The organism is Mycobacterium sp. MAC_080597_8934, assembly GCF_000523975.1.
Classification (GTDB): domain Bacteria; phylum Actinomycetota; class Actinomycetes; order Mycobacteriales; family Mycobacteriaceae; genus Mycobacterium; species Mycobacterium avium.
This window is the reverse complement of the sequence record NZ_JAOS01000009.1, coordinates 20,303-40,982: the sequence shown is the minus strand read 5'-3', so window position 1 is coordinate 40,982 and position 20,680 is coordinate 20,303. Positions and strand designations below refer to the sequence as shown.

Genomic DNA, 20,680 nt, shown 5'->3' with positions numbered 1-20,680 from the left:
CCAGGTCGTTTGCAGCACGTGTGTGCTCGGCGGCTGGTGATCGCTGACCCCTGTCAAGTGCCGCACTGATTCGCGGCGTTCGCAAGAAAGCGACGATTCTCATGACCGATGTTTTGTCTTTCGATAACTATGTTCACCCGATCCCGGCGCTCAAAGTTGTTCAGCCACGTGAGTGCGCCCAGCCCGGCACCGACGCCTATCGGCGTCCCGGTGCGATGGTGGGCCATACCCCGGTGCTGCGCATTGAGGCGCCGTTCGCCCCGCCCGGACGCGGGTTTTGGGCCAAGCTGGAAGGGTTCAATCCCGGCGGCAGCATGAAAGACCGCCCGGCCCTGCACATGGTCGAAGCCGCCCGGGCCCGCGGCGAATTAGCTCCCGGGGCGCGCATCGTGGAATCCACCAGCGGTAGCCTGGGGTTGGGGCTGGCGTTGGCCGGCCAAGCCTACGGGCATCCGGTCACCGTGGTCACCGACACCGGCATGGAGCCGATCGTGCGTCACATGCTGGCCGCCTACGGCGCCCAGGTCGAGCTGGTCACCGAGCCGCACCCGGTGGGGGGCTGGCAACAGGCCCGTAAAGACCGGGTCGCCCAGCTGCTGGCCGCCGAGCCGGGGGCCTGGTGCCCCGACCAGTACAGCAACCCCGACAACATCACCGGCTACCGGTCGTTGGCGTTGGAGCTGCTCGATCAGCTTGGCGGGGTCGATGTGCTGGTCTGCTCGGTGGGCACCGGCGGACACTCCGCCGGCGTGGCGCGGGTGCTGCGCCAGTTCAACCCCGACATGAAACTGATCGGGGTCGACACCATCGGCTCGACCATTTTCGGTCAGCCGGTAGCCAGCCGGTTGATGCGCGGGCTGGGCTCGAGCATCTATCCGCGCAACATCGACTACGCCGCCTTTGACGAGGTGCACTGGGTGGCCCCGCAGGAGTCGGTGTGGGCGTGCCGCACTTTGGCGGCCAGCAACTTCGCCAGCGGCGGCTGGAGCGTGGGGGCCGTGGCGCTGGTCGCGGGCTGGGCCGCGCGCACCTTCCCGCAGGACACCCGCATCGCCGCGGTGTTTCCTGACGGGCCGCAACGCTACTTCGACACCATCTACAACGACGACTACTGCCACCAGCACCAGCTGTTGGACTGGCAACCCGTCGCCGAGCCCACCGTCATCACCGACCCCACCCAGCAGGTGGTGACCTCCTGGACTCGCACCAGCACCGTCGTCAGTCCCGCACTGATCGCAGCCGCATGAGGGATTTCCTCACCCGGTTTCGAGGCTTCGACCGGCCCAGCCAGGTCCTGATGCTCAACCAGTTCGGCATCAACATGGGTTTCTACATGCTGATGCCGTATCTGGCCGGGTACCTGGCCGGCCCGCTCGGGCTGGCGGCCTGGGCCGTCGGGCTGGTGCTAGGCGTGCGCAACTTCTCCCAGCAGGGCATGTTCATCGTGGGCGGCACCCTGGCCGACCGGCTGGGCTACAAGCCGTTGATCGTGGCCGGATGCGTGCTGCGCACCGGCGGATTCGCGCTGCTGGTGGTGGCTCACTCGTTGCCGGCTGTGCTGATCGCCGCGGCGGCCACCGGGTTCGCCGGCGCGTTGTTCAACCCGGCGGTACGCGCCTATCTGGCCGCTGACGCCGGAGATCGCCGGGTGGAGGCCTTCGCCATGTTCAACCTCTTCTATCAGGCCGGAATCCTGTTGGGTCCGCTGGTCGGACTGGTCCTGGTGGCCGTTGATTTTCAGGTCACGGCGGCGGCAGCGGCGGCCGTGTTCGCAGTGCTGACCGTGGCGCAGCTGTTGACGTTGCCGCAACGCGGTGTCGATTCGGCGCCGCAGCAGAAGTCATTCCTGCAGGACTGGCGGGTTGTCGCCGGCAATCGGCCGTTCCTGCTCTTCGCGGCGGCGATGATCGGCTCCTACGTATTGACCTTCCAGGTGTACCTGGCGCTGCCGCTGCAGGCGTCGATGCTGGCGCCGCGCTCTGAAACGGCTTTGGTTGCAGTACTTTTCGTTGTCTCGGGCCTGGTTGCAGTGATCGGACAGCTGCGCATCACCCGTTGGTTCACCAAACGCTGGGGACCCGGACGTAGCCTGGCGATCGGTGTGGCCATCCTGGCGGCCTCGTTTGTGCCGCTGACTGTCGTCCCCGACGGCCATCGGTTCGGGACACCGGCGGCGGTGGGGGCCCTGCTGGTGTCGGCGGCGCTGCTGGCCGTCGGTTCGGCCGCGGTCTTCCCGTTCGAGATGGACACCGTCGTCTCGCTGGCCGGAGGCCGGCTCGTGGCCACCCATTACGGGTTCTACAACACCATCGTCGGAGCCGGAATCCTCGTCGGCAACTTGGCTACCGGATCGATATTCGGTGCGGCCCAACGGCTGAGCGCCGGCGCACTGGTGTGGGGCGGGCTGGTTCTCATCGGCATCATCGCCGCAGTTGCCCTCTACCGTCTCGAACCCGCACGCGACCTGCAACCGGCTCATTCCGAGCTTGGCGGCGTCCAAGCGGCGGTACCGACGATAACCGGCCGGGGCCGACGCCGGCGATTTACACCGCCGCACGGCAAGGCATCTGTGTCCCCGTCTCCTGGTCATCCTTTCGGGCGCCGGCCCGCGATGACGACGACTCTGACCCCAAAGAGTCGCCGCAGAATGGCATCGGCACGCAACCAGGCGCAAGATTGCTCACGTTCGGTCGCGTCGATGACGTCACCTTGTGATTACCCATGTGACTCCGCAGGATCCACCGTTAAGCACCCGATCGGCGCGAAATCCCCATGCGATTAAGGGATTTGACGCGAACAGCTGCCAACGGCTCGGCCGCGCGCATCGCCTGCCGGGTGAGTCCTCATGTGTCCGGGCCGATAGATCGAAGCCGCGAGCTGGTGTTGTCGTGCGAGCGGGCCGGCGTACCGATTACCGCCTGGGTAGAGGAATGCCAGCTCGGCCGCCCGCTATACCTCCGGTGGGTAGGGGTATTCGGTATGGGGGTGCAATTGTGCGCGTCAGCCCCTGCGGCCCGACTGCTGATATCGACTTTACCTGCGGCATTAGGGCCGCGAGCAGGCACACTCCTGACCCGGGCACAATGTGGTATCGGCCGCCCTACGTATGGCATACCCCCCTATAGACAGGTACAGTTGAGACACTATGAGTCCCCGCGGCGCAGGCAGTTCGGTGCGGTTGCGCGCTGTCGTCGCGATCGCGGCTGCAGTGTGGCTGGTCCTCGGCGCCCTGGGGTGTGGGTTGGTGCATTTCGCGCCTCTCGCGTTTGACCCACCGCACGCCTTCGTGACATCGGCGGATGGCGGGTTTGGCACTGGCGGGCCCGGCATGCAGGCCGACCATGCTTCGCTTTACCGCGGCCTGGCCGCCAAATGCTCCAAGGTGTTCGGGGCTATGCCGGTGCCGGGGCCGGTTACCGCGCTGGTGGAACTCGGTCTCGCGGTCGCGGTGGTCGCCGTCGCAGGTTCGCGGGTCAAACTCGTCGTGCCGGTTGGGCGAGCCCCGCCCCGCGCAGCTGCCATTGCCTTCACCGGTCGAGACCTCTTGACGCGGTTCTGCATAGCTCGCCGATGATCAGCCGGCGGCAGGCCATCGTGTTGCGCCACGACGGCCGGTGAACGCTCGCCCACCGTCACCAATCTCTGCCGCCCCTTCCGCTCGGATGAATGCCGGGCCAATGAACACGTCAATCCTGCCTGACTCTGTCTAGCCGAGTTGGGCGACGCGGTTTCCGTCCCGCGGCGACCGCACCAGCGCCTTAACACACCGCAGCGGACGGGGTCAGCCCATGTCCGTAATCCCAAGTCTCCAAGGAGAAGTCCATGTTCTCACTCACCGTCGCCCCGCAAATGTTGACGGCGGCGACCGGTAACCGGCTGGGCATCGGCTCGGCGATGAGCGCCGAAAACACGCCCGCGGCCGCACCGACGACCGGGGTGGTTCCCGCCGCCGCCGATGAGGTGTCGGCGTTGACGGCGCTGCAGTTTGCCGCGCACGCTCAGATGTATCAGGCCGTCAGCGCCCAAGCTGCGGCGATCTACGAATTGGTCGCGAAAACCCTTGGTGTCAGCGCTGATTCGTATGCGGTCACCGAGGCCGCCAACGCGGTCGCGGCCGGCTAAGCATTCCGAGGTGAAATGATGGATTTCGCTGCTTTGCCACCCGAAATCAACTCGGCAAGGATCTATGCCGGTCCGGGGCCGGGCTCGATGCTGGCCGCAGCGTCGGCCTGGGAAGGACTCGCCGAGCAGCTATATTCGGAGGCCGCTTCGTATTCCTCGGTGGTTTCAGGGCTGACGAGCGGACCGTGGCTGGGTCCGGCGTCGGCGGCGATGACCGCCGCGAGCGCCCCCTTCGTGGCGTGGATGGACACCACTGCCGCCACGGCACAGCTGACGGCTTCGCAGGCCATGGCGGCCGCGGCCGCCTATGAGGCGGCCTTTGCGATGACGGTGCCGCCACCAGTCATCGCGGCCAACCGCAGCCTGTTGATGTCGCTGATCGCGACCAACATCCTCGGGCAAAACACGCCCGCGATCGCGGCCACCGAGGCACAGTACGCGGCGATGTGGGCCCAGGACGTCGCCGCGATGTATGGCTACGCGGCCGCCTCGGCGAGTGCGTCGCTCCTGACCCAGTTCATCCCGCCGCAGCCCGCCAGCAACCCGGCCGGCCTGGCCGGACAGGGAACCGCGGTCGGCCAAGCTGTCGGAAGCTCGGCCAGCACCGACGCGCAGGCGGTCCTGTCACAGGTGACCTCCACGGTGCCGACGGCTCTGCAGCAGCTCGCGTCGCCGCTGTCGTCCACATCCGAGTCGTCCACGGGGTCGCTGTCGTCGTTGAGTTCGTCGCTCAGTTCCATGAATCCGGCGTTGTCGATGACAAGTTCGGTTGGGTGGATATCGAGTTCGCTGCTCTCGAACGCGAATCAGATGAAGAATTTGATGCCGGCCGTCACCGCCGCCAGCACCGCAGCTTCGGGACCGGGATTGACGGGCGCGCTCGCGTCCAGCGCGCTGGGAGCACCCGGCTCAGCAGGACTCGGCGGGGCAGCCGTGTCGGCGGGCGTGGGCCGGGCGGCCACGGTCGGGGCGTTGTCGGTGCCCCAAGCCTGGGCTTCGGCGGCCCCGGCAATGAGTCCTGCCGCGACGGCGCTGCCCAGCACCAGCCTGGCCACTGCCCCAGGAGCCACAACGGGGGCTCCCGCAAGCATGCTCGGCGCGCCGATGGCAACGATGGCCGGGCGCGGCATAGGCAACGTCGGCGAAACCGACCTCCGGTTCATGCCCCGCCTGACAGTGGTACCGCCCTCGGCGACCGTCGGATAACAAAGGAGAGCACCAATTCGTTTTGGCAGGCGGCCATGACGCCGGCCACGTCGAGCAAAACTGATGATTTCCAGGTAAGGAGACACTCCAATGACTGCACGCTTGATGACCGATCCGAACGAGATGCGATCCATGGCAGGCCGTTTCGACGTGCACGCCCAAACCGTCGAAGATGAAGCCCGCAAGATGTGGGGGTCCTCGCTGAACATTGCCGGTGCCGGATGGAGCGGGACCGCTCAGGCCGCGTCCTACGACACCATGGGCCAAACGAACACTGCGTTCCGCAACATCGTCACCATGCTGCACGGGGTGCGCGACGGCCTGATCCGCGACGCCAACAACTACGAACAGCAAGAGCAAGCCTCACAGCAGATGCTAGGCAGTTAGGAGAACCGACGATGAGCATCAACTACCAATTCGGCGACGTCGACGCCCATGGCGCGCTGATCCGCGCCCAGGCCGCTTTCCTGGAGGCCGAGCATCAGGCCATCATCCGTGATGTGCTTGCCGCCGGGGACTTTTGGGGCGGTGCGGGTTCGGTGGCCTGCCAAGAGTTCATCACCCAGTTGGGCCGCAACTTCCAGGTCATCTACGAGCAAGCCAACGCCCATGGGCAAAAGTCCAAACTGCCGGGGCCAACATGGCCTCCACCGACAGCGCCGTTGGGTCCAGCTGGGCCTAACATCCACCCAGAGGCGCCAGCCGCACCTCGATCGAAAGAGCAAAGAGCCTGCACGACGCTGGGCCAGCCGAAATCAACTAGCCTGCAAGATGATTGGCGCTGCACAACCATTGCGAGTCAACTCCCAGACTGCTTCAGGTCGCCGGCGGCGGCGCGGCGGCCCGGACCCAGCAGGGCGGCGATCGGTTTCGGGGCGTCGTGGAGGCGTGGTAGGCCATAATCCGGGTGCACTGCGCATGTGGGGACGTGGACAAGACCCTGTGGCCTGCACGGGTGAAAGGAGTGCAGCGATGTATGCCGGTGTGGCCTCGACGCTGCTGGTATCCCTAGCGGGCGTCGCCGGCGCGTATGGGATGCACCGGCTCACGGCGGTGTGGGCGGCCGCGTTGACGTCGCTTCCCTTCCAGTCGGGGTGGCGGCCCGAGGAGCACGCGCTGTCCCGGTATCACGTGCGCTGGTATCCAGCGACACTGGTCTTTCTCGCTTTCGACGTCGAGATGCTGTTCATGTACCCATGGGCCATGGTCGTCGCACAGATGGGCACCACCGCGATCGTCGAGATGTTCCTATTTTTGGCCGCGTTGTTCGTCGCGGTCGCGTGGGCGTGGCGGGAGGGCGCACTGCGATGGGTATGACCGCCGCCTTAACCCGAGCTGCTGTCCGCCGGGTCCACGTCCTGACCGTCGAGGTCCCAGGCGATTGGGTTCTGCGCGCAGCGGTGGAGCGCTGTGTCGCTGCTCGGGGCTGGTGTGCAGCGGTGTCCCCGGCGGACGCCGATGCACTAGCGGTATGCGGCATGCCCGGGTCCGAGTTGGGCGAAGTCGTCGAAAGGATCTGGGACCAACTGCCCGGCCCCCGTGTCCGCATCGACATTACTGACAAGGAGTCGATCGATTCTGCGCTGGACCGCGCAGGCGCGGAGCTGCTCGATTGCGGGCGACAACGAGACGACGCCCGTGATCGCGCACAATCGCCCCGCCCGGACCACAGTGGCCACCACGGCGGAACAGCCCATGGCGGCACGGATCACCGCGGCATGAACCACGGCGCAATGGACCACAATGGCCACCACGGCATGGACCACAGCGCGATGGAGCACGGCGACATGGACCACCACAACATGGACCACGGCGCGATGGACCATAGTGGCCACCACGGCATGGACCACGGCGGCATGGAGATGGCACCCGCCGGCATTGCTCTGGCCGAAGGCGGAGAGGACCGCGATGGCCTCGAGATGGATGTCCTGCACTTGCGTCTCGGCCCGGTCCTCCCGCACTGGCCGGCGGGGTTGGTATTGCGGTGCTCATTGCAGGGAGACGTCCTCGCCGAGGCCGAGGCATGGATCGTCGATAACGACCATGAAAGCCGATATAAGGCCCCGCCGGAACGCACCGAATTGGTGGTGGCTGCCCGACAGTGCGACCACGTCGTCGATCTGCTGGAGTTGTCGGGGTGGCCGCGGGCGGCGGCCATAGCGCGGCAGGCGAGGGACCTGTTGCTGGGCGACTCTGACGTTGACCGAGCGCGGGAGCTGCTCGACGGCCTGCACAAGATGCTCGGCAAGTCCAGGTTGCTGCGCTGGTCGTTACGCGACCTCGCGCCGCTGACATCTGAAAGTCTCGACCGTCATGAGCTGCCCGCGGCACTTGCCGGCGATACCTACGACCGGCTACTCACCCGAGTCGGTCTAGCGCGCACTCTGTTGCGAGAACCCTTAAATTCCAGTCTATTTGAACTTGACTCGACAAAGATAAGCGATGTGCTACCGGCCCTGGTGCGCGGCCTGGACATGGCCACTGCCCGCCTGGTAGTCGCCAGTCTCGGCATCGACACCGCGCGCGCAAACGAGAGCATCCCTCATGGGTGACCCGACGGTTACGTCGGTGCCAGGCGTCTGGGCGCTCGGCGCCGCCGGGTTGCTCGGAGCACTCGGCCTCTATGCCGCCTCCCTCGATGGTGTGCTGACCGACCGCGGCAACGGTGTCCGCACGGGCGGAGCGGCCACACCGCTGTGGGAGGCGGCGCGGCTGATGCGGCAGCGTCGGCGCACCATCGTCGCGGCGGACGCGATGCTGTGGCGGGTCGGCGCCACGGGTCTGATCGTCGCCGCCATGTTGATGGTGACCGTGGTGCCGCTGGGCCGATGGACGCTGTTCGATCTCGATGTCGGCGTCGTGTGGTTCAACGCGATGGACGTGATGGTGTGGGCGCTGGTGTGGCTCGCCGGTTGGGGTCCGAATTCGGCGCATTCGCTGATCGGCGGCTACCGATTCCTGGCCCACGGCCTGGGCTATGAGCTCCCGCTCATGTTCGCGCTGGTCGCTCCGGCCATTGCAGCCCAAAGCCTGCGTGTCGGCGCGGTCGCCGCGGCTCAGCAGCAATTGTGGTTCGCGGTATGGATGCCAATCGCGTTTGTCGTCTATTGTCTTGGGGTAGCGGCCTTTTCGGTATGGGGCCCGTTCACGCCGGCGCTTGGCGCCGACGTCGCCGGCGGCGTGACCACGGAACTCTCCGGTGTGGACCGGCTAGTGTTCCACGCCGGGCGATACGCGCTGCTGGTCGCCGGTGCCGCGTTCGCCGTGCCGATGTTCCTCGGCGGCGGCGACGGACCGTTGCTACCGGCTTGGTTGTGGGTGTTGCTCAAAACCGTTGTACTGCTGACGGTTTTGGTATGGCTGCGTAGACGGGTTCCCGTCTTTCGGCCGGAGAAGTTCATGGAGTTCGGCTGGGTGGTCCTGCTGCCGGCCGTCCTGTTGCAAGACCTGGTCGTGGCCATAATCGCTACTTGGAGGAGCTGATACATGATCGTCGACGTGGTCTTCTGGATCTGCGCGGCGATCGCCGTGCTCGCCGGTGCGGCCGTCTTCCGGGTGACCTCGATGGCGCGCGCCACGTATGCGCTGGCGGTGTCGTTCGTCGCCGTGGGTGTCGCGGTGCTGCTGCTGGCGCAGAACTACATCGGCGTGGTGACGATCTTGATGATGGTGATGGAGATGGCGGTGATGGCCGTCTATATGGTCATGTTCATGGGCATGAACCCGGCGCTGCTGCCGATGAGCATGGTGCACGACAAGCGCCGGGCCCTCACCGCGGCCGTGGGCACCTTCGTTCTGCTGGCGACCGGGATCCTGCTGGTCGACTGGCCATCGCGGCGCGGTGCACCACCACGCGATGTCACCGTGGCGCTCGGGGAGGAGTTGATGGGACCGAAGATGCTCGCGATGGCCGTTATCAGCCCAATCATGGTGGCCACCATTGTGGCCGCGATTGTGTTGGCGGCCAAGCGGAGCCGTTACGACCGGTTCGGCGATGACTTGAAACAACGTCCCGCCCGCGACCCGCAGCCGGGAGGTGTCGGGAGATGACCCTCGACACGGTGCTGCTGGTAGCGGCCGCGTTGTTCAGCATCGGACTCTACGGTGCGCTCTCCCAACAGGTCGTGGTGATGGTGATGATGGGTCTCGAGTTGATGATCAACGCGATCATCCTTGCCGCCGCGGGCTTTTGGTGGTTCCTCGCGCCGGCGCCCACCGGCCAGGTTTTGCTGCTGGTGATCATCGCGGCGATGACCGTGGAGATGGCGATGGGCTTCGCCGTCGCGACGCTGCTACACCGCGACCACCGGGCCGACATGACCGATATGGCCGCCGAGCTGTCCGGCTGACCGTGGCAGGGGGCACACCAGCGCAGCTTTGGTTGTGGTTGCTGATCCTCGCGCCGGCCGTGGCCGGCGCGACGTTACTGCTGGGCCGCCGGTTCGAGCGGTACGCCGCGGCGATCTCGGTGACCGCGGCGGCAGTCATGCTGGTGTCGTCGATCGTCGTGGGCTTTGCCCGCCCGGAACTGGCCGTGGCGTTCATGGCCGGCACGGAATTCGCGTTACGGATAGATGCGCTGGCCGCGGTGGTAGTTCCGATGGTGGCGGCGGTGACGCTGCTGGTGTTGGTATTCGCCGCCGGGGACATTCGGGAAGCGCCGGGCCGGTTCCACGGGTTGATGCTGTTATTCGCCTCGGCTGTCGCCGTAACCGCGTCGGCAACGACGTTGCCGACGCTGCTGTTGGCGTGGGAGGTGATGGGGGCGGCGTCGTACGCGCTGATCGGGTTCAGGTGGCGCGACGAGTACCGAATGTCGGCCGGGCTCACCGCCTTCCTGACCACCCGCACCGCCGACCTCGGCCTCTACCTGGCCGCGGCGGCTGCGCTGGCCGGTGGCGCGGGGCTTGCGCTGGCCGACCTGCCCGACGCGAGCGGCGGCTGGCGGCACGTCATCGCGTTCGGGGTGCTGCTCGCGGCGCTCGGCAAGGCCGCGCAGCTGCCGTTCTCGTTCTGGCTGTCCCGGGCCATGGAGGGTCCCAGCGCGGTCAGCGCGCTACTGCACTCGGCCGCGATGGTCGCCATGGGCGCATATCTGCTGCTGCGGACGCAGCCGCTGCTCGCGGCCACCGGGTGGGCCGCGCCGGCCGCGGCATGGATAGGTGGGGGAACTGCGCTGCTGTTGGGCGCGGTCGCGGTGGCGCAGCGTGATCTCAAACAGCTGCTGGCGGCCTCGACCGCAGCGCAGCTCGGATTCGTGGTGATGGCCGCGGGTGTGGGCGCCGTCGGCGGCGGCGCCGCGCAGCTGATCGCCCACGCCTTCACCAAGGCCGGATTGTTCCTTGCGGCCGGCGCCTGGTTGTCGGTACTGGGCACCAAGCAGCTCGACGACCTTTGGGGGGTCGCGCGACGGTGGCGGCTCCTGGGCTGGTCGGCCACCGTCGGCGCCCTGGCTCTGGCCGGCGTTGCGCCGCTGTCGCTATGGGCGACCAAAGACACGGTGCTGACCGCAGCCCTGCACTACTCCCCCGCCCTCTACGCCGTGGGATTGGCCGCGTCGGCTCTCTCGGCGGCCTATGCCGGAAAGGTCCTAACCGTGCTGTGGCGCACCAAAGCTGCCGACAGCAGCCCCGGCGTCACGCGAGACGCTCTCGGCCCCAACGCCTTCCAGCAGGCCCCTATCGTCGTCCTCGCGGTCGGCGCCGCAGCGGCGGTAGTGTTGGCGTTGCCGCCGGCCGGCTCGGCTCTTACCCGGGCGCTGCGCGGCACCGCGAGCCCACCCGCGACGGCGCTCGAGCTGCTAGGCTCGGCAGCGCTAGCGGTCATCGTCGTCGCGGCGGTGGCGCGCTGGTGGGTACCCGAGCCCCGGTGGGCAGGCGGCTGGCTCGGCCTGGAGCAGGTCGCTCATCTCCTCGTCGTCCGGCCCACATTCGGCCTCGCACGCATCCTGGCGCGATTCGACGACCGGGTGCTCGACCGGGCCGTGGAGGCAACCGCCATCCACTCGCTACGGGCAGCGCACCGTTTGGCGCACACGGACATTCGCGCGGTCGACGGTGCGGTGGAAGCGGTCGCGGGTTGGATGCGCCGGCTCGGTGAATTGGCGCGCCGACCGCAAACCGGCCAGCTGCACCAGTACTACCTCGCGGCTGTGGTGGTGCTGGCATTCGGTGTCGTGGTCCTGGTCGTAGCGAGGTGAGCGTGCTCAGTGTGATCGTTTTCCTGCCGCTAGCGGCGGCCCTGGTGTTGCTGGCGCTGCCGCGGCTTGGCGGTGCTGCGGCAAACTGGATTTGGGTTGCGGTCACAGCCGCCGATGTGGCGCTGACTGCGGTGGTGTGGGCGCTCTATCGGACGCCCCGGCCGGGTGCATTGGCGTTCGAGGAGAAGGCCCGATGGATACCCGGGGTCAACAGCAGCTACCACCTAGGGGTCGACGGGCTATCGCTGCCGCTGGTCGTCATGACGGCGGTGATCTTTCTGGCCTGTGCCCTCTACAGCCTGCGCGGCCGCGACCGGCCTAAACCGCTGGCCGCGCTGTTTTTGTTCCTGCAGACGGTGAGCCTGGGTCTGTTCGTGTCCGCCGACCTGATTCTGTTCTTTGTTTTCTTCGATTTATCCATCGTGGCAATGTATTTCGTGATCGCGGGCTGGGGCCATGGCGACGCCGGCCGGTCGGCGCTGAAGTTTTTCCTCTACACCTTCCTGGGTTCGCTGGCGCTGCTCGTCGGTTTCATCGGCCTGTATATCGCGGCCCAGCCGCACACGTTCGACATGGTGACCCTGGCCGCCAGCACACCTCTGGGCGGCAGCCCCGTCGCCGGCGGCTTGGTTCTCGCGGCGATCCTGCTGGGACTGGCAGTCAAGACTCCCACCGTCCCGTTCCATACCTGGCTGCCGCCGGCGCACACCGATGCCCCCGCGGTCGGCTCGGCGGTGCTCGCCGGGGTGCTGCTGAAGATGGGCGCCTACGGGTTCGTGCGGATAGCAATGCCGATGCTGCCGCAGGCCTGGCGCGCGTGGGCGTGGGTGATCATCGTCGTCGGCGTGGTGTCGGTGCTCTACGGCGCGCTGGTGGCGTTGGCCCAAAACGACTTCAAGCGGATGGTCGCCTACACGTCGGTCAACCATATGGGCTACATCGTGCTCGCGGTCGGTGCGGCCGGGCTGATCGCGGGTGACACCGCCCAGGCTCGCGGGGTTGCGGTCACGGGCGCCGTCACCCAGATGGTCAGCCACGGTTTGATCACCGGTGCGCTGTTTTTGATCGCCGGCGTGTTTTACGAGCGCGCTGGGACATACGACATGAACACCTTCGGAGGGCTCGCCGGGCCGGCCCCGAAACTGGCTTGGCTCTTTGCCGTCGGCGCATTCGCCTCCCTGGGCTTGCCGGGCTTCTCCGGCTTCATCGCCGAATTCCAGATCTTCACCGGCAGTATCGCCGCCGCACCGATCACCGCCGTCGCGCTGCCCGGCATTCTGGTCACCGCGGCGCTGTTTCTGCTCGCGCTGCAGCGCATCTTCACGGGCGAGACGCGCGGACACTCGGTGGGATTTGCCGACCTCCGTTATTCCGAAACGTGTTCTGTCGGAATGCTTCTCGCCTTATCCGTCGCCATAGGCGTGTTTCCGCGGCCGTTGCTCGATCTGATCGAACCGGCCGCTCACGCGCTCGTCGGGCTGGTCGGGCGGTAGCCGGACGTGGAGACGGGGATGCGGCCGCTGCTGATGCTGCCCGAGATGCTGGTGTTCGGCGGCGGGCTCGTGGTGCTGATCAGCGGATCGTTCCTGGCCCGGCGCCGGCAGTGGTGGGCCCGGGGAGTCGCCGCCGCCGCGCTGTGCGGTGCCATCGCCGTCGCGGTGGTCGGGATGGCCGGTCCGGATCGGACCGCTTTTGACGGCACCTTCGCCGCCGACACCGCCACGGGCGTGGCGCGGATCGTGGTCATGGTCGGGACGCTGTTGGTGCTCGCGGTGGCCGCCGGTGAAATCGCCGGCTCGGTCCGCGAAAGCGAAACGTACGCACTGCTGCTGTTTTGCACCGCCGGAGTTATGGTCCTGGCCGGAGCCGACGATCTGCTCGTGCTGATAACCGGATATCTGCTGGCCGGCATTCCGCTCTATGGGCTGATCGGGCTGGTGCGCTCCGCGAAGGGCGCCGAGGCGACGATGAAGGCCTACCTGATCGGCGCATTATTCGGGATCGTCCTGATGCTCGGCGTGACCGTGCTCTACGGGGCTTCCGGCACCACCCGCTACGGCGACCTGGCGGCCGGTCTTGGCAGCGCACCAGGTGGTGCCATCGCCGCAGGACTGCTCGGTGTCGTCGCGGGCCTGATGTTCGAAGCCGGCGGCGTGCCCGCGCACTTCTGGATTCCGGATGCGGCAGAAGGCGCGAACGGCACCGCCGCCATGTTCTTGACCACCGTGCCGAAGGTCGGGGCGCTGCTCGCGCTCTACCGCCTGGTCGACGTGCTGCCCGGAAAGACGGCCTGGCCGTTACTGGTCGCGGTGATCGCCGTCGCCAGCATGACGCTGGGCAACCTCGCCGCCTACTGGCAGCACGACCCCCGACGACTACTGGGCTGGTCGACGATCAGCCAGGTCGGCTACCTGCTCGTTCCGATCGCCGTGGCGGGCCGCAGCGACCTCGCGCTCCCGTCGTTGCTCTTCTATCTCGCCGGCTACACGCTCACCAACAGCGCGGCATTCGCTGTGAGCACAGCGCTGCCGGCCCGGCGCCACCTCGACTCCTACCGGGGTCTGGCTTACGTTCGGCCCTGGCTGGCCGGTGCGCTGGTGGTCGCGCTGCTCGGCCTGGTCGGAACTCCGCCGACGGCGGTCTTCATCGGCAAGCTCACCACGGCGACGGCGGCGTGGGACGGTAGCCAGGCATGGCTCGCCGTGGTTGTCTTCGTCAACTCCGTGGTTAGTCTCTTCTACTATCTGCGCTGGATCATCCCGTCATTCCAGCGGCCCGCCGAAGGCATGAGAGACAGCGTCGTCACGGCGGAGAAATGGTCCGCACGGACCGCGATAGTGGCGGCGGGCCTTAGTCTGGGGCTCGGAATCGCAGCCGGTGCCGTCTGGGAAATGCTCCCCAGATCGCTGATGTAGCCCGCGGAACTGCTGGCCCGCATGAACTGTGCCTCGCTTACGCTGAGGGAGTCGACATGGTGGATCAAATAGGGAAGCGGAAGGGTTAGCGGATTGCCCGACGTCACATACCCCGGCCAAACGAGATTCGCGTTCCGTTCCGGTGTCACCTGCTTGGTCACGCCCGCTGGAGCGGTGCTGCTGAATCCTCCGCGCAGCGAGAAGCTGACCCAATTGACCCCTGGCCAGCTACAGGCACTCAAAACGCTGAATCTCGGGCCGGCAACGCTGTCGGAGATACTCACGCCGACGAACGAAAGCGGTGTCGGCACGCTGATTGATCAGCTCGCCACGAGCGGTTGGCTGACGGTCACGGTCCGCGACGAAAAGAACGATTTTTACTCCATCCTGCCGTTCGGGCGGCCCGCGACACGGCCGGCGCCGATGTCGCCGCGTTCCTTCGCGCTATCGAAATTTGCTGTACTGCACCGAGACTCAGAGGGCTTCGTCCTTGAGCATCCGCTGGCATGGTGTGATGTGCGCATCCACGACTCACGCCTGCTTGTCCTACTCGACGGGCCCGCAGCAGACGCCTCAGGCATGCCGAGCGCCGTCACCTCGCGGTTCATCGAGGATCTGCACTGGTGTGGCATCCTCACCCACCTCGGCGACGAAGACGGCAGGTTCGATGCTCTCAGCTGGAGCGCACCGGATCTGTGGTTTCACCGCCGCAGCACGCTGGGTCAACGCACCGTCACCTGGGAGCGTTTCGGCCCGACCAAGTGGGCGAAGGGTCGATTCCCGCAGCCGCCCGCGCGCAGGACAAATTATCCGGGTGAGCCTATTGCCCTTCAGGTTCCCGATCTGGCGGCCATACGAATGCAGGACCCGACTTTGACGGCCGTCCTCGAAGACCGAGTTTCCACAAGGACATTCGATGACGCCCGCCCGATTACTGTTGGGCAGTTGGCCGAACTGCTCTACCGCACAGCGCGAACGCGGAGAACCGAACTCGTCGCCGACGGCGAGGAACTCGTGTCACGCCCGTACCCTTCTGGTGGCAGTCTGTATGAGCTGGAGCTCTACCCTGTGGTGCGCAATGTCGCCGGACTCGCGCCGGGAATGTACCACTACGACTCGTTCGACCATGTGCTACGCCCTGTCGCTGGACCAGATTCGAAGGCCGTGTCCCAGCTGTTGAAACCGGCCGCAGCAACTCTCACCGGAGGTGCCGAGCCGCAAGTGCTCGTCGTCATGGCTGCACGTTGCGGTCGCATCATGTGGACCTACGAGCAGATCGCCTATGCCGCCATCCTCAAAGATGTCGGCGTCCTCATGCAGACGATCTACCTGGCCGCGACCGCGATGGGCCTCGGCGCGTGCGCGCAAGGCTTCGGTGATACCGCCGCTTTCGTCGCGGCCACCGGTGTCGATGAACTACAGGAGTGCAGCGTCGGCAGTATCATCGTCGGGTCGCCCGCCCCGAACTAGCCCTCGGCGAGAATCTGCTCGTTGGTCAATGCTGCGACGTCGAGGCAGTGGGGTGCAATGACGGCCAGAGCGCGCGAGTCGGGGCAGCCGGCATTGAATCGTCGCCGAGCCCAAAGAAATTGGCGTGCACGCCAACCGTCGGTGCGATGCGGTGCGGTGCGGTGCGGTCGCTGACCGGGACGGTGGGTAGTTCGGGCGCCAGCTTTCTATGCGGGGCTTTTAGTCAATCCGGCTGCGAGCGCGGCTATGCCGCGCTGCCAGAATTGCGTCAGTCGTTCGATATCGGAGTGCCCGAACAGGGCATCGCTCCAGAGCCAGTTAGCCGTCAGTTGCGGACCCTCCGGTGTTCCCCGTATCGCCACGGCGAGGTACAGCGCAAAACGCAGTGGCAGATCTGGCTCAGGGTCGACGGGCAATGCGTCGACTTGGTCGCCGGCAATTAAGGACCAGGGCTGATCCGTTCCACCGGCGAGGTCGAGGCGGCCCAAGTAGCTGAACATGATCTGAGGTTCGACAGAATCCTGCAGTTCTGGAACGTGGTCCACATAACGAAGCAGTCCATAGTCCAGACCTTCATTCGGGACCATCCTCAAATGGTCAGCCACGGAATCTAATAGCGCTCGGGCCGCTGCCGGATCACATTCTGCCTGCTCGGCGTCGACACCTGATGCACCCACTCCGAGCCGTACCGGGTAGGCAGTCGTAAACCAACCGACCGTGTTGGTGGTGTCGGTCCCCAAAATAGCGTCCGCGCGCCCATGGCTCTCCATCGTGACGAGCGTGCCTGCCGCAAAGTTTTGTTCACGAGTACGCCGCCAACTCGCGACGGCCATCGTGAGCGCGGCCAGCAAGAATTCGTCCATGCCCTCATCTCTGGTGAGCGCTGTGAGCACGCGCTCAGTGACGTCGATCGGTGTGAGTGCCCGTGTGACCCGCAGAGTCGACCACGTGTCACGCGTCGGATCAGGGTGCCGCCTACCCAGCGCAGGATCGGGCCCGTGAACCTGCGCTGTCCAGTAACCGCGCTGGCTTTGCACTTCGGCCGTAGCGGCCCGCTGCCACATCAGCTCCGACCAGCGGCGGTAAGAAGTGAACTCGGGCATCGTTTTCGGCGTTGCACCCGATGTCACCGAGCGCCACGCCTCCGCGAGATCCCCGAGCATGATGTGCCAGGAAACCACGTCGACCGCCAGGTGATGCGCGGTGATCAGCAGCATCTCGCCTTGCCCGGCGCTGGACAACCAAACGGCGCGCACCATGGCACCTGAGTGGGGATCGATCTCGTCGGTGACCTTACGCGCCGAATGTGTCAAGACCGCATTGAATTCCGCGGCGGACGATTTCGGTAGCTCAACACGCGTGAGCACGTCAGCGGCACGGACCACGCCGGGTTCGCGGGTAACCAGGCGTGGCCCCTCAGCGGTCTCGATCAGAATCGATCGCAGAGTGTCGTGCCCGTCGAGTAACAGTTGCAGCATCGTCTCGATTGATAGACAGTCGATTTCAGACGGCAATCGCAGTAACACGGTATGGGTGAATCGGCGGTAGTTTCCGTACTCGTAGAGCCAGGACACCATCGGCAGCGGCGGGATCTCACCGTATTCGATGTTTTCGACGGCCGCATCGGATTCCGGCGCCGCATCGACAGCAGCAGCGAGTTGGCGAATTGTCGGAGCGCTGAACACCATCCGTGGACTCAATGTGAGACCGCGCCGCCGTGCCTTATGGACCACCGAGATCGCCACAATGCTGTCTAACCCAAGTGAGAAGAAGTCATCGTCGATGTGCGGCACTACGCCGTTAAATTGTTCTTCGAATATTTTGCACAGTGATCGTTCGGTGTCGGTGGACGCCGATGCCGCCCCGCCTTCAGTGACACGCAAGAGCGCATCCTCGGCAAGCCGGTCCAATGCACCACCATCCAGCTTGCCGTTCGCGTTCACCGGCAGCTGAGGCATCGCCACGATTCGGGCGGGAACCATGTAAGGCGGCAGCCGTTCAGCGAGCGCGGCACGCAACCGCACCAGGTCGGCAGCCATATCCTCCTGCCACACAACAAAACCCACGAGGCTTGTGCCACTGTCGCGACGCAGAACGGTAACCGCGGCATCGTGTATCTGTGGCTGGCCACGCAGGGCCGCCTCGATCTCGCCGATCTCCACGCGGTAGCCACGTATCTTGACCTGGCAGTCGCAGCGTCCCACATAGGAGTATCCGCCGTGCGGCAGGCGACGTACCAGGTCACCGGTGCGGTACATGCGTTGACCGGGACGCAGCGGGTCCGCCACGAAGCGAGCCGCGGTCATCGCAGACCTGCCGACATAGCCACGGGCCAGCTGCGCCCCGGACAGATAGAGCTCGCCCACCACACCGTCCGGCACCATCCGCAACGCCGAATCTAGGACGTAACCGACGGTTCCAGCGTTTGCGGTGCCGATCGTCGGCTTTTGATATTCCGTGACCGGTGCCACCACCGCTTCGACCGTCGTTTCGGTGGGGCCATAGCAGTTGTAGACGGCCGTTTTAGAAGTTGGCGACGGAGCGCGCAATTGCTCCCACAGCGCGGTATCGATTGCTTCACCGCCGAGGGCCAGCACCGAAAGAGAGTGGTCCAAAAGTCCCGCGGCACGCAGTTGGAGAAACATCGACGGGGTGGTGTCGATCATGTCGATCTGGTTGGCGGCCATCCCTTTCACGAGCCGATCTGCGTCGCGCATCTCCTCGGCGTCGAACAGGTGGATTGCATGCCCGTCGAGCAGGCCGACCATGGGCTGCCACGAGGCGTCAAAGCTCAGGGACCAGGCGTGGGCGATCCGCAGCGGGCGGCCCAGGCGCGCCGAAGCCGCCCGGTAGACACGGTCGCGGTGGTCAGCGAAATAGCTGAGTAAAGCCGCATTGGTGCCGATGACGCCCTTGGGTTCACCGGTCGAGCCCGAGGTGAAGATGACATACGCGCTGTGCTCGAGGTGACGGCGAACCGCCGGCGTGGCGGCTGCGCGTTGCGAGATGCGCTCGGCGGCAGCGCGATCGTCGATAACCACTGTGGCGACCCGGCCGCTTACCAACTCCGTGTAGCCGGCTTCGGCGATGGCAAGTACCGGATTTGCTTGCCGCAAAATAGATTCGATACGCGCGTTCGGCAACGTGATATCGACCGGCAGATAGGCGCCACCGGCGGCGAGCACCGCCAGGATGGCGACGATGGATCGGGTCGAGCGCGGCAGCACCAGCGCAACGACTTTTTCCGGTCCTATGCCCTGCTCCGCCAACTCCCCCGCGAGCCGGCAAGCGTGCGCGTGTAGTTCGGCATAGGTATAGCACTCACCACCGCCGGTAGTCAGGGCGACGGCATGCGGTGTGTCGTGGACCTGCCGCTCGAACGTCTCCCACACCGAAGTGCTCTCCGAAGTGGGCAGCGGCCGCGTCGCAAGTCCTTCGAACTCGGCGCGCTCCGCCGTGGTGAGAATATCCAGTGCATCGGGCGTGTCGTCGCCAATATCGGGGAGTTGACGCAGCACGGCGAGCAAGCGCTCGCCGATCTGGGAGGGCCGAAGATGCGAAAGTGCCTCGGGAATCGCCTCGACCAGTACCAACAGCGCGTCGTCTCGCATGTGCGAGACCACAGTCAACGGGTAGTGCGTGAGACTCTCCATCTCTGCCGGACTGAACCGGGCTCCGTCTGGTGTGATCACCGTCCGGATAGCGTCCTCGATCGGTGCGTTCTCGAAGACGAATAGCGAATCAAAGAGGGTTCCCCGGCCATGCTCACGCTGGATTTCCGACAGGCTGAGATAACCGATGTCGCGCATCGCCGATGACTCGCGCTGCAACCGGGCGCATTGCTCCACCACCGAGTCGGCGGTGCTCACCTGGTGCACCACCGGCACGGCGTTGATGAACAGTCCGACCATGGTTTCCACGCCGGGCAGGTTTTCCGGCCGGCCGGACACGATGGTGCCGAAAACGACATCGCGACGGTCGGTGAGCCTGCTGAGCACAACCGCCCACGCGAATAGCACCGCGGTGTTGAGGGTAAGACCGTTGCGACCCGCCCACTGTCGCAGCCGCACCGTATCGGCCGCAGGCAACAGCAATTCGGTCTTTTCCGGCACGCCCTCGCCCGCGGCGACGGTCCCGTCTGCCACCATGAGCGGGCCGGACACACCCTGCAGATACGTCATCCACTGGGCGGCCGCGGCCGCCCTGTCCTGCTGGGCGAGCCAGACGATGTAGTCACGGTACGGGCGCGCGGTCGGTAGCCCGTCGGTCGATCCTCCCGCCCGATACACGGTGAGCATCTCGGTGAAGAACACGGCGAGGGACCAGCCATCGACCAGAATATGGTGGGCGGTGAAAATCATCCGGCGCCTGGTCTCGCCGGGAGTGCCAAGCAGCACAACCCGCAATGCCGGTCCACGACTCAGATCGAACGGGCGGCGCCGCTCCGATCGTGCGATGGCATCGAATTCCGTTGGCGGTGCGAACCGTTCGGACCAGGGCAGCTCGGCCTGCGTGGGCACGATCTGCACGGGCTTCGGTACATCACGATCCCAGAAGGCGGCGCGCAGATTCGGGTGTCGGACCAGCATGGCTTGAGCGCTGCGGCGGAGCAGCTCGAGATCGACTGGTCCGTCGACATCGACGACGAACTGCATGCTGTAAAGGTCGATACTGTCCTGCGCCAATCGGTATAACGCAAACAGCCCTTCCTGCAAAGGGCTGAGAGCGAGCACGTCCTCGATCTGCGGCGGAGCTGTGGTCACAAATA

15 protein-coding genes and 2 pseudogenes are annotated in these 20,680 nt (G+C 65.9%); 16 read left to right on the top strand and 1 reads right to left on the bottom strand.

What is annotated here, in order from left to right; genetic code table 11:
• The first annotated feature begins 101 nt into the window (after nt 1–101).
• From NF20_RS06315 to NF20_RS06240, 16 genes and pseudogenes are all read left to right on the top strand, one after another.
• Nucleotides 102–1,247 carry a PLP-dependent cysteine synthase family protein gene (locus tag NF20_RS06315; protein WP_014711815.1) on the top strand — a complete coding sequence of 382 codons (1,146 nt, stop codon included), beginning with the start codon at nt 102–104 and terminating at the stop codon, nt 1,245–1,247.
• Nucleotides 1,244–2,488: pseudogene (locus NF20_RS06310) on the top strand (MFS transporter); the annotation flags it as partial. The gene NF20_RS06315 and the pseudogene NF20_RS06310, both read left to right, overlap by 4 nt.
• A gap of 657 nt (nt 2,489–3,145) precedes the next feature.
• Nucleotides 3,146–3,574, top strand: a complete 429-nt coding sequence (locus tag NF20_RS06305; protein WP_014711817.1) for a hypothetical protein — start codon at nt 3,146–3,148, stop codon at nt 3,572–3,574.
• A 248-nt stretch (nt 3,575–3,822) separates the two neighbouring features.
• Nucleotides 3,823–4,122 (top strand): PE family protein, encoded by a 300-nt coding sequence (locus NF20_RS06300; RefSeq protein WP_014711818.1) that lies wholly within the window; start codon nt 3,823–3,825, stop codon nt 4,120–4,122.
• Between the two features lie 15 nt (nt 4,123–4,137).
• Nucleotides 4,138–5,328 (top strand): PPE family protein, encoded by a 1,191-nt coding sequence (locus NF20_RS06295; RefSeq protein WP_014711819.1) that lies wholly within the window; start codon nt 4,138–4,140, stop codon nt 5,326–5,328.
• Nucleotides 5,329–5,418: 90 nt separating this feature from the next.
• Nucleotides 5,419–5,715, top strand: a complete 297-nt coding sequence (locus tag NF20_RS06290) for a WXG100 family type VII secretion target (RefSeq protein WP_014711820.1) — start codon at nt 5,419–5,421, stop codon at nt 5,713–5,715.
• A gap of 11 nt (nt 5,716–5,726) precedes the next feature.
• Nucleotides 5,727–6,010: pseudogene (locus NF20_RS26020) on the top strand (WXG100 family type VII secretion target).
• Nucleotides 6,011–6,300: 290 nt separating this feature from the next.
• Nucleotides 6,301–6,645 carry an NADH-quinone oxidoreductase subunit A gene (locus NF20_RS06280; RefSeq protein WP_014711822.1) on the top strand — a complete coding sequence of 115 codons (345 nt, stop codon included), beginning with the start codon at nt 6,301–6,303 and terminating at the stop codon, nt 6,643–6,645.
• A gap of 161 nt (nt 6,646–6,806) precedes the next feature.
• Nucleotides 6,807–7,880 (top strand): hypothetical protein, encoded by a 1,074-nt coding sequence (locus tag NF20_RS06275; protein ID WP_050593740.1) that lies wholly within the window; start codon nt 6,807–6,809, stop codon nt 7,878–7,880.
• Nucleotides 7,873–8,811, top strand: coding sequence for an NADH-quinone oxidoreductase subunit H (locus NF20_RS06270; RefSeq protein WP_014711825.1), 939 nt, complete (start codon nt 7,873–7,875; stop codon nt 8,809–8,811). Before NF20_RS06275 ends, NF20_RS06270 begins: the two co-directional genes overlap by 8 nt.
• A gap of 3 nt (nt 8,812–8,814) precedes the next feature.
• The gene (locus NF20_RS06265) at nt 8,815–9,378 is read left to right on the top strand and encodes an NADH-quinone oxidoreductase subunit J (RefSeq protein ID WP_033712896.1); all 564 of its coding nucleotides are present in this window, start codon (nt 8,815–8,817) and stop codon (nt 9,376–9,378) included.
• Entirely contained in the window at nt 9,375–9,677 is a 303-nt protein-coding gene (locus NF20_RS06260; RefSeq protein ID WP_014711827.1) for an NADH-quinone oxidoreductase subunit NuoK, read from the top strand. Before NF20_RS06265 ends, NF20_RS06260 begins: the two co-directional genes overlap by 4 nt.
• A gap of 32 nt (nt 9,678–9,709) precedes the next feature.
• Nucleotides 9,710–11,527: a proton-conducting transporter membrane subunit gene (locus NF20_RS06255; RefSeq protein ID WP_014711828.1), complete on the top strand. Its 1,818-nt coding sequence runs from the start codon at nt 9,710–9,712 to the stop codon at nt 11,525–11,527.
• Between the two features lie 2 nt (nt 11,528–11,529).
• Nucleotides 11,530–13,020 (top strand): complex I subunit 4 family protein, encoded by a 1,491-nt coding sequence (locus tag NF20_RS06250; protein WP_014711829.1) that lies wholly within the window; start codon nt 11,530–11,532, stop codon nt 13,018–13,020.
• 18 nt (nt 13,021–13,038) lie between these two features.
• The gene (locus NF20_RS06245) at nt 13,039–14,442 is read left to right on the top strand and encodes an NADH-quinone oxidoreductase subunit N (RefSeq protein WP_014711830.1); all 1,404 of its coding nucleotides are present in this window, start codon (nt 13,039–13,041) and stop codon (nt 14,440–14,442) included.
• 93 nt (nt 14,443–14,535) lie between these two features.
• Nucleotides 14,536–15,912 (top strand): SagB family peptide dehydrogenase, encoded by a 1,377-nt coding sequence (locus NF20_RS06240; protein ID WP_020822733.1) that lies wholly within the window; start codon nt 14,536–14,538, stop codon nt 15,910–15,912.
• 206 nt (nt 15,913–16,118) lie between these two features.
• Here the strand turns inward: NF20_RS06240 and NF20_RS06235 are convergent, their stop codons facing one another.
• A complete protein-coding gene (locus tag NF20_RS06235) occupies nt 16,119–20,675 on the bottom strand; it encodes a non-ribosomal peptide synthetase (RefSeq protein ID WP_014711832.1) in 4,557 nt (1,518 codons plus the stop codon).
• Nucleotides 20,676–20,680: the final 5 nt, after the last annotated feature.

What these genes read in the sequence shown, in the direction of transcription:
- NF20_RS06315 (WP_014711815.1), top strand. Translation starts at nt 102, where the DNA reads ATGACCGATGTTTTGTCTTTCGATAACTATGTTCACCCGATCCCGGCG.
- NF20_RS06305 (WP_014711817.1), top strand. Translation starts at nt 3,146, where the DNA reads ATGAGTCCCCGCGGCGCAGGCAGTTCGGTGCGGTTGCGCGCTGTCGTC.
- NF20_RS06300 (WP_014711818.1), top strand. Translation starts at nt 3,823, where the DNA reads ATGTTCTCACTCACCGTCGCCCCGCAAATGTTGACGGCGGCGACCGGT.
- NF20_RS06295 (WP_014711819.1), top strand. Translation starts at nt 4,138, where the DNA reads ATGATGGATTTCGCTGCTTTGCCACCCGAAATCAACTCGGCAAGGATC.
- NF20_RS06290 (WP_014711820.1), top strand. Translation starts at nt 5,419, where the DNA reads ATGACTGCACGCTTGATGACCGATCCGAACGAGATGCGATCCATGGCA.
- NF20_RS06280 (WP_014711822.1), top strand. Translation starts at nt 6,301, where the DNA reads ATGTATGCCGGTGTGGCCTCGACGCTGCTGGTATCCCTAGCGGGCGTC.
- NF20_RS06275 (WP_050593740.1), top strand. Translation starts at nt 6,807, where the DNA reads ATGCCCGGGTCCGAGTTGGGCGAAGTCGTCGAAAGGATCTGGGACCAA.
- NF20_RS06270 (WP_014711825.1), top strand. Translation starts at nt 7,873, where the DNA reads ATGGGTGACCCGACGGTTACGTCGGTGCCAGGCGTCTGGGCGCTCGGC.
- NF20_RS06265 (WP_033712896.1), top strand. Translation starts at nt 8,815, where the DNA reads ATGATCGTCGACGTGGTCTTCTGGATCTGCGCGGCGATCGCCGTGCTC.
- NF20_RS06260 (WP_014711827.1), top strand. Translation starts at nt 9,375, where the DNA reads ATGACCCTCGACACGGTGCTGCTGGTAGCGGCCGCGTTGTTCAGCATC.
- NF20_RS06245 (WP_014711830.1), top strand. Translation starts at nt 13,039, where the DNA reads ATGCGGCCGCTGCTGATGCTGCCCGAGATGCTGGTGTTCGGCGGCGGG.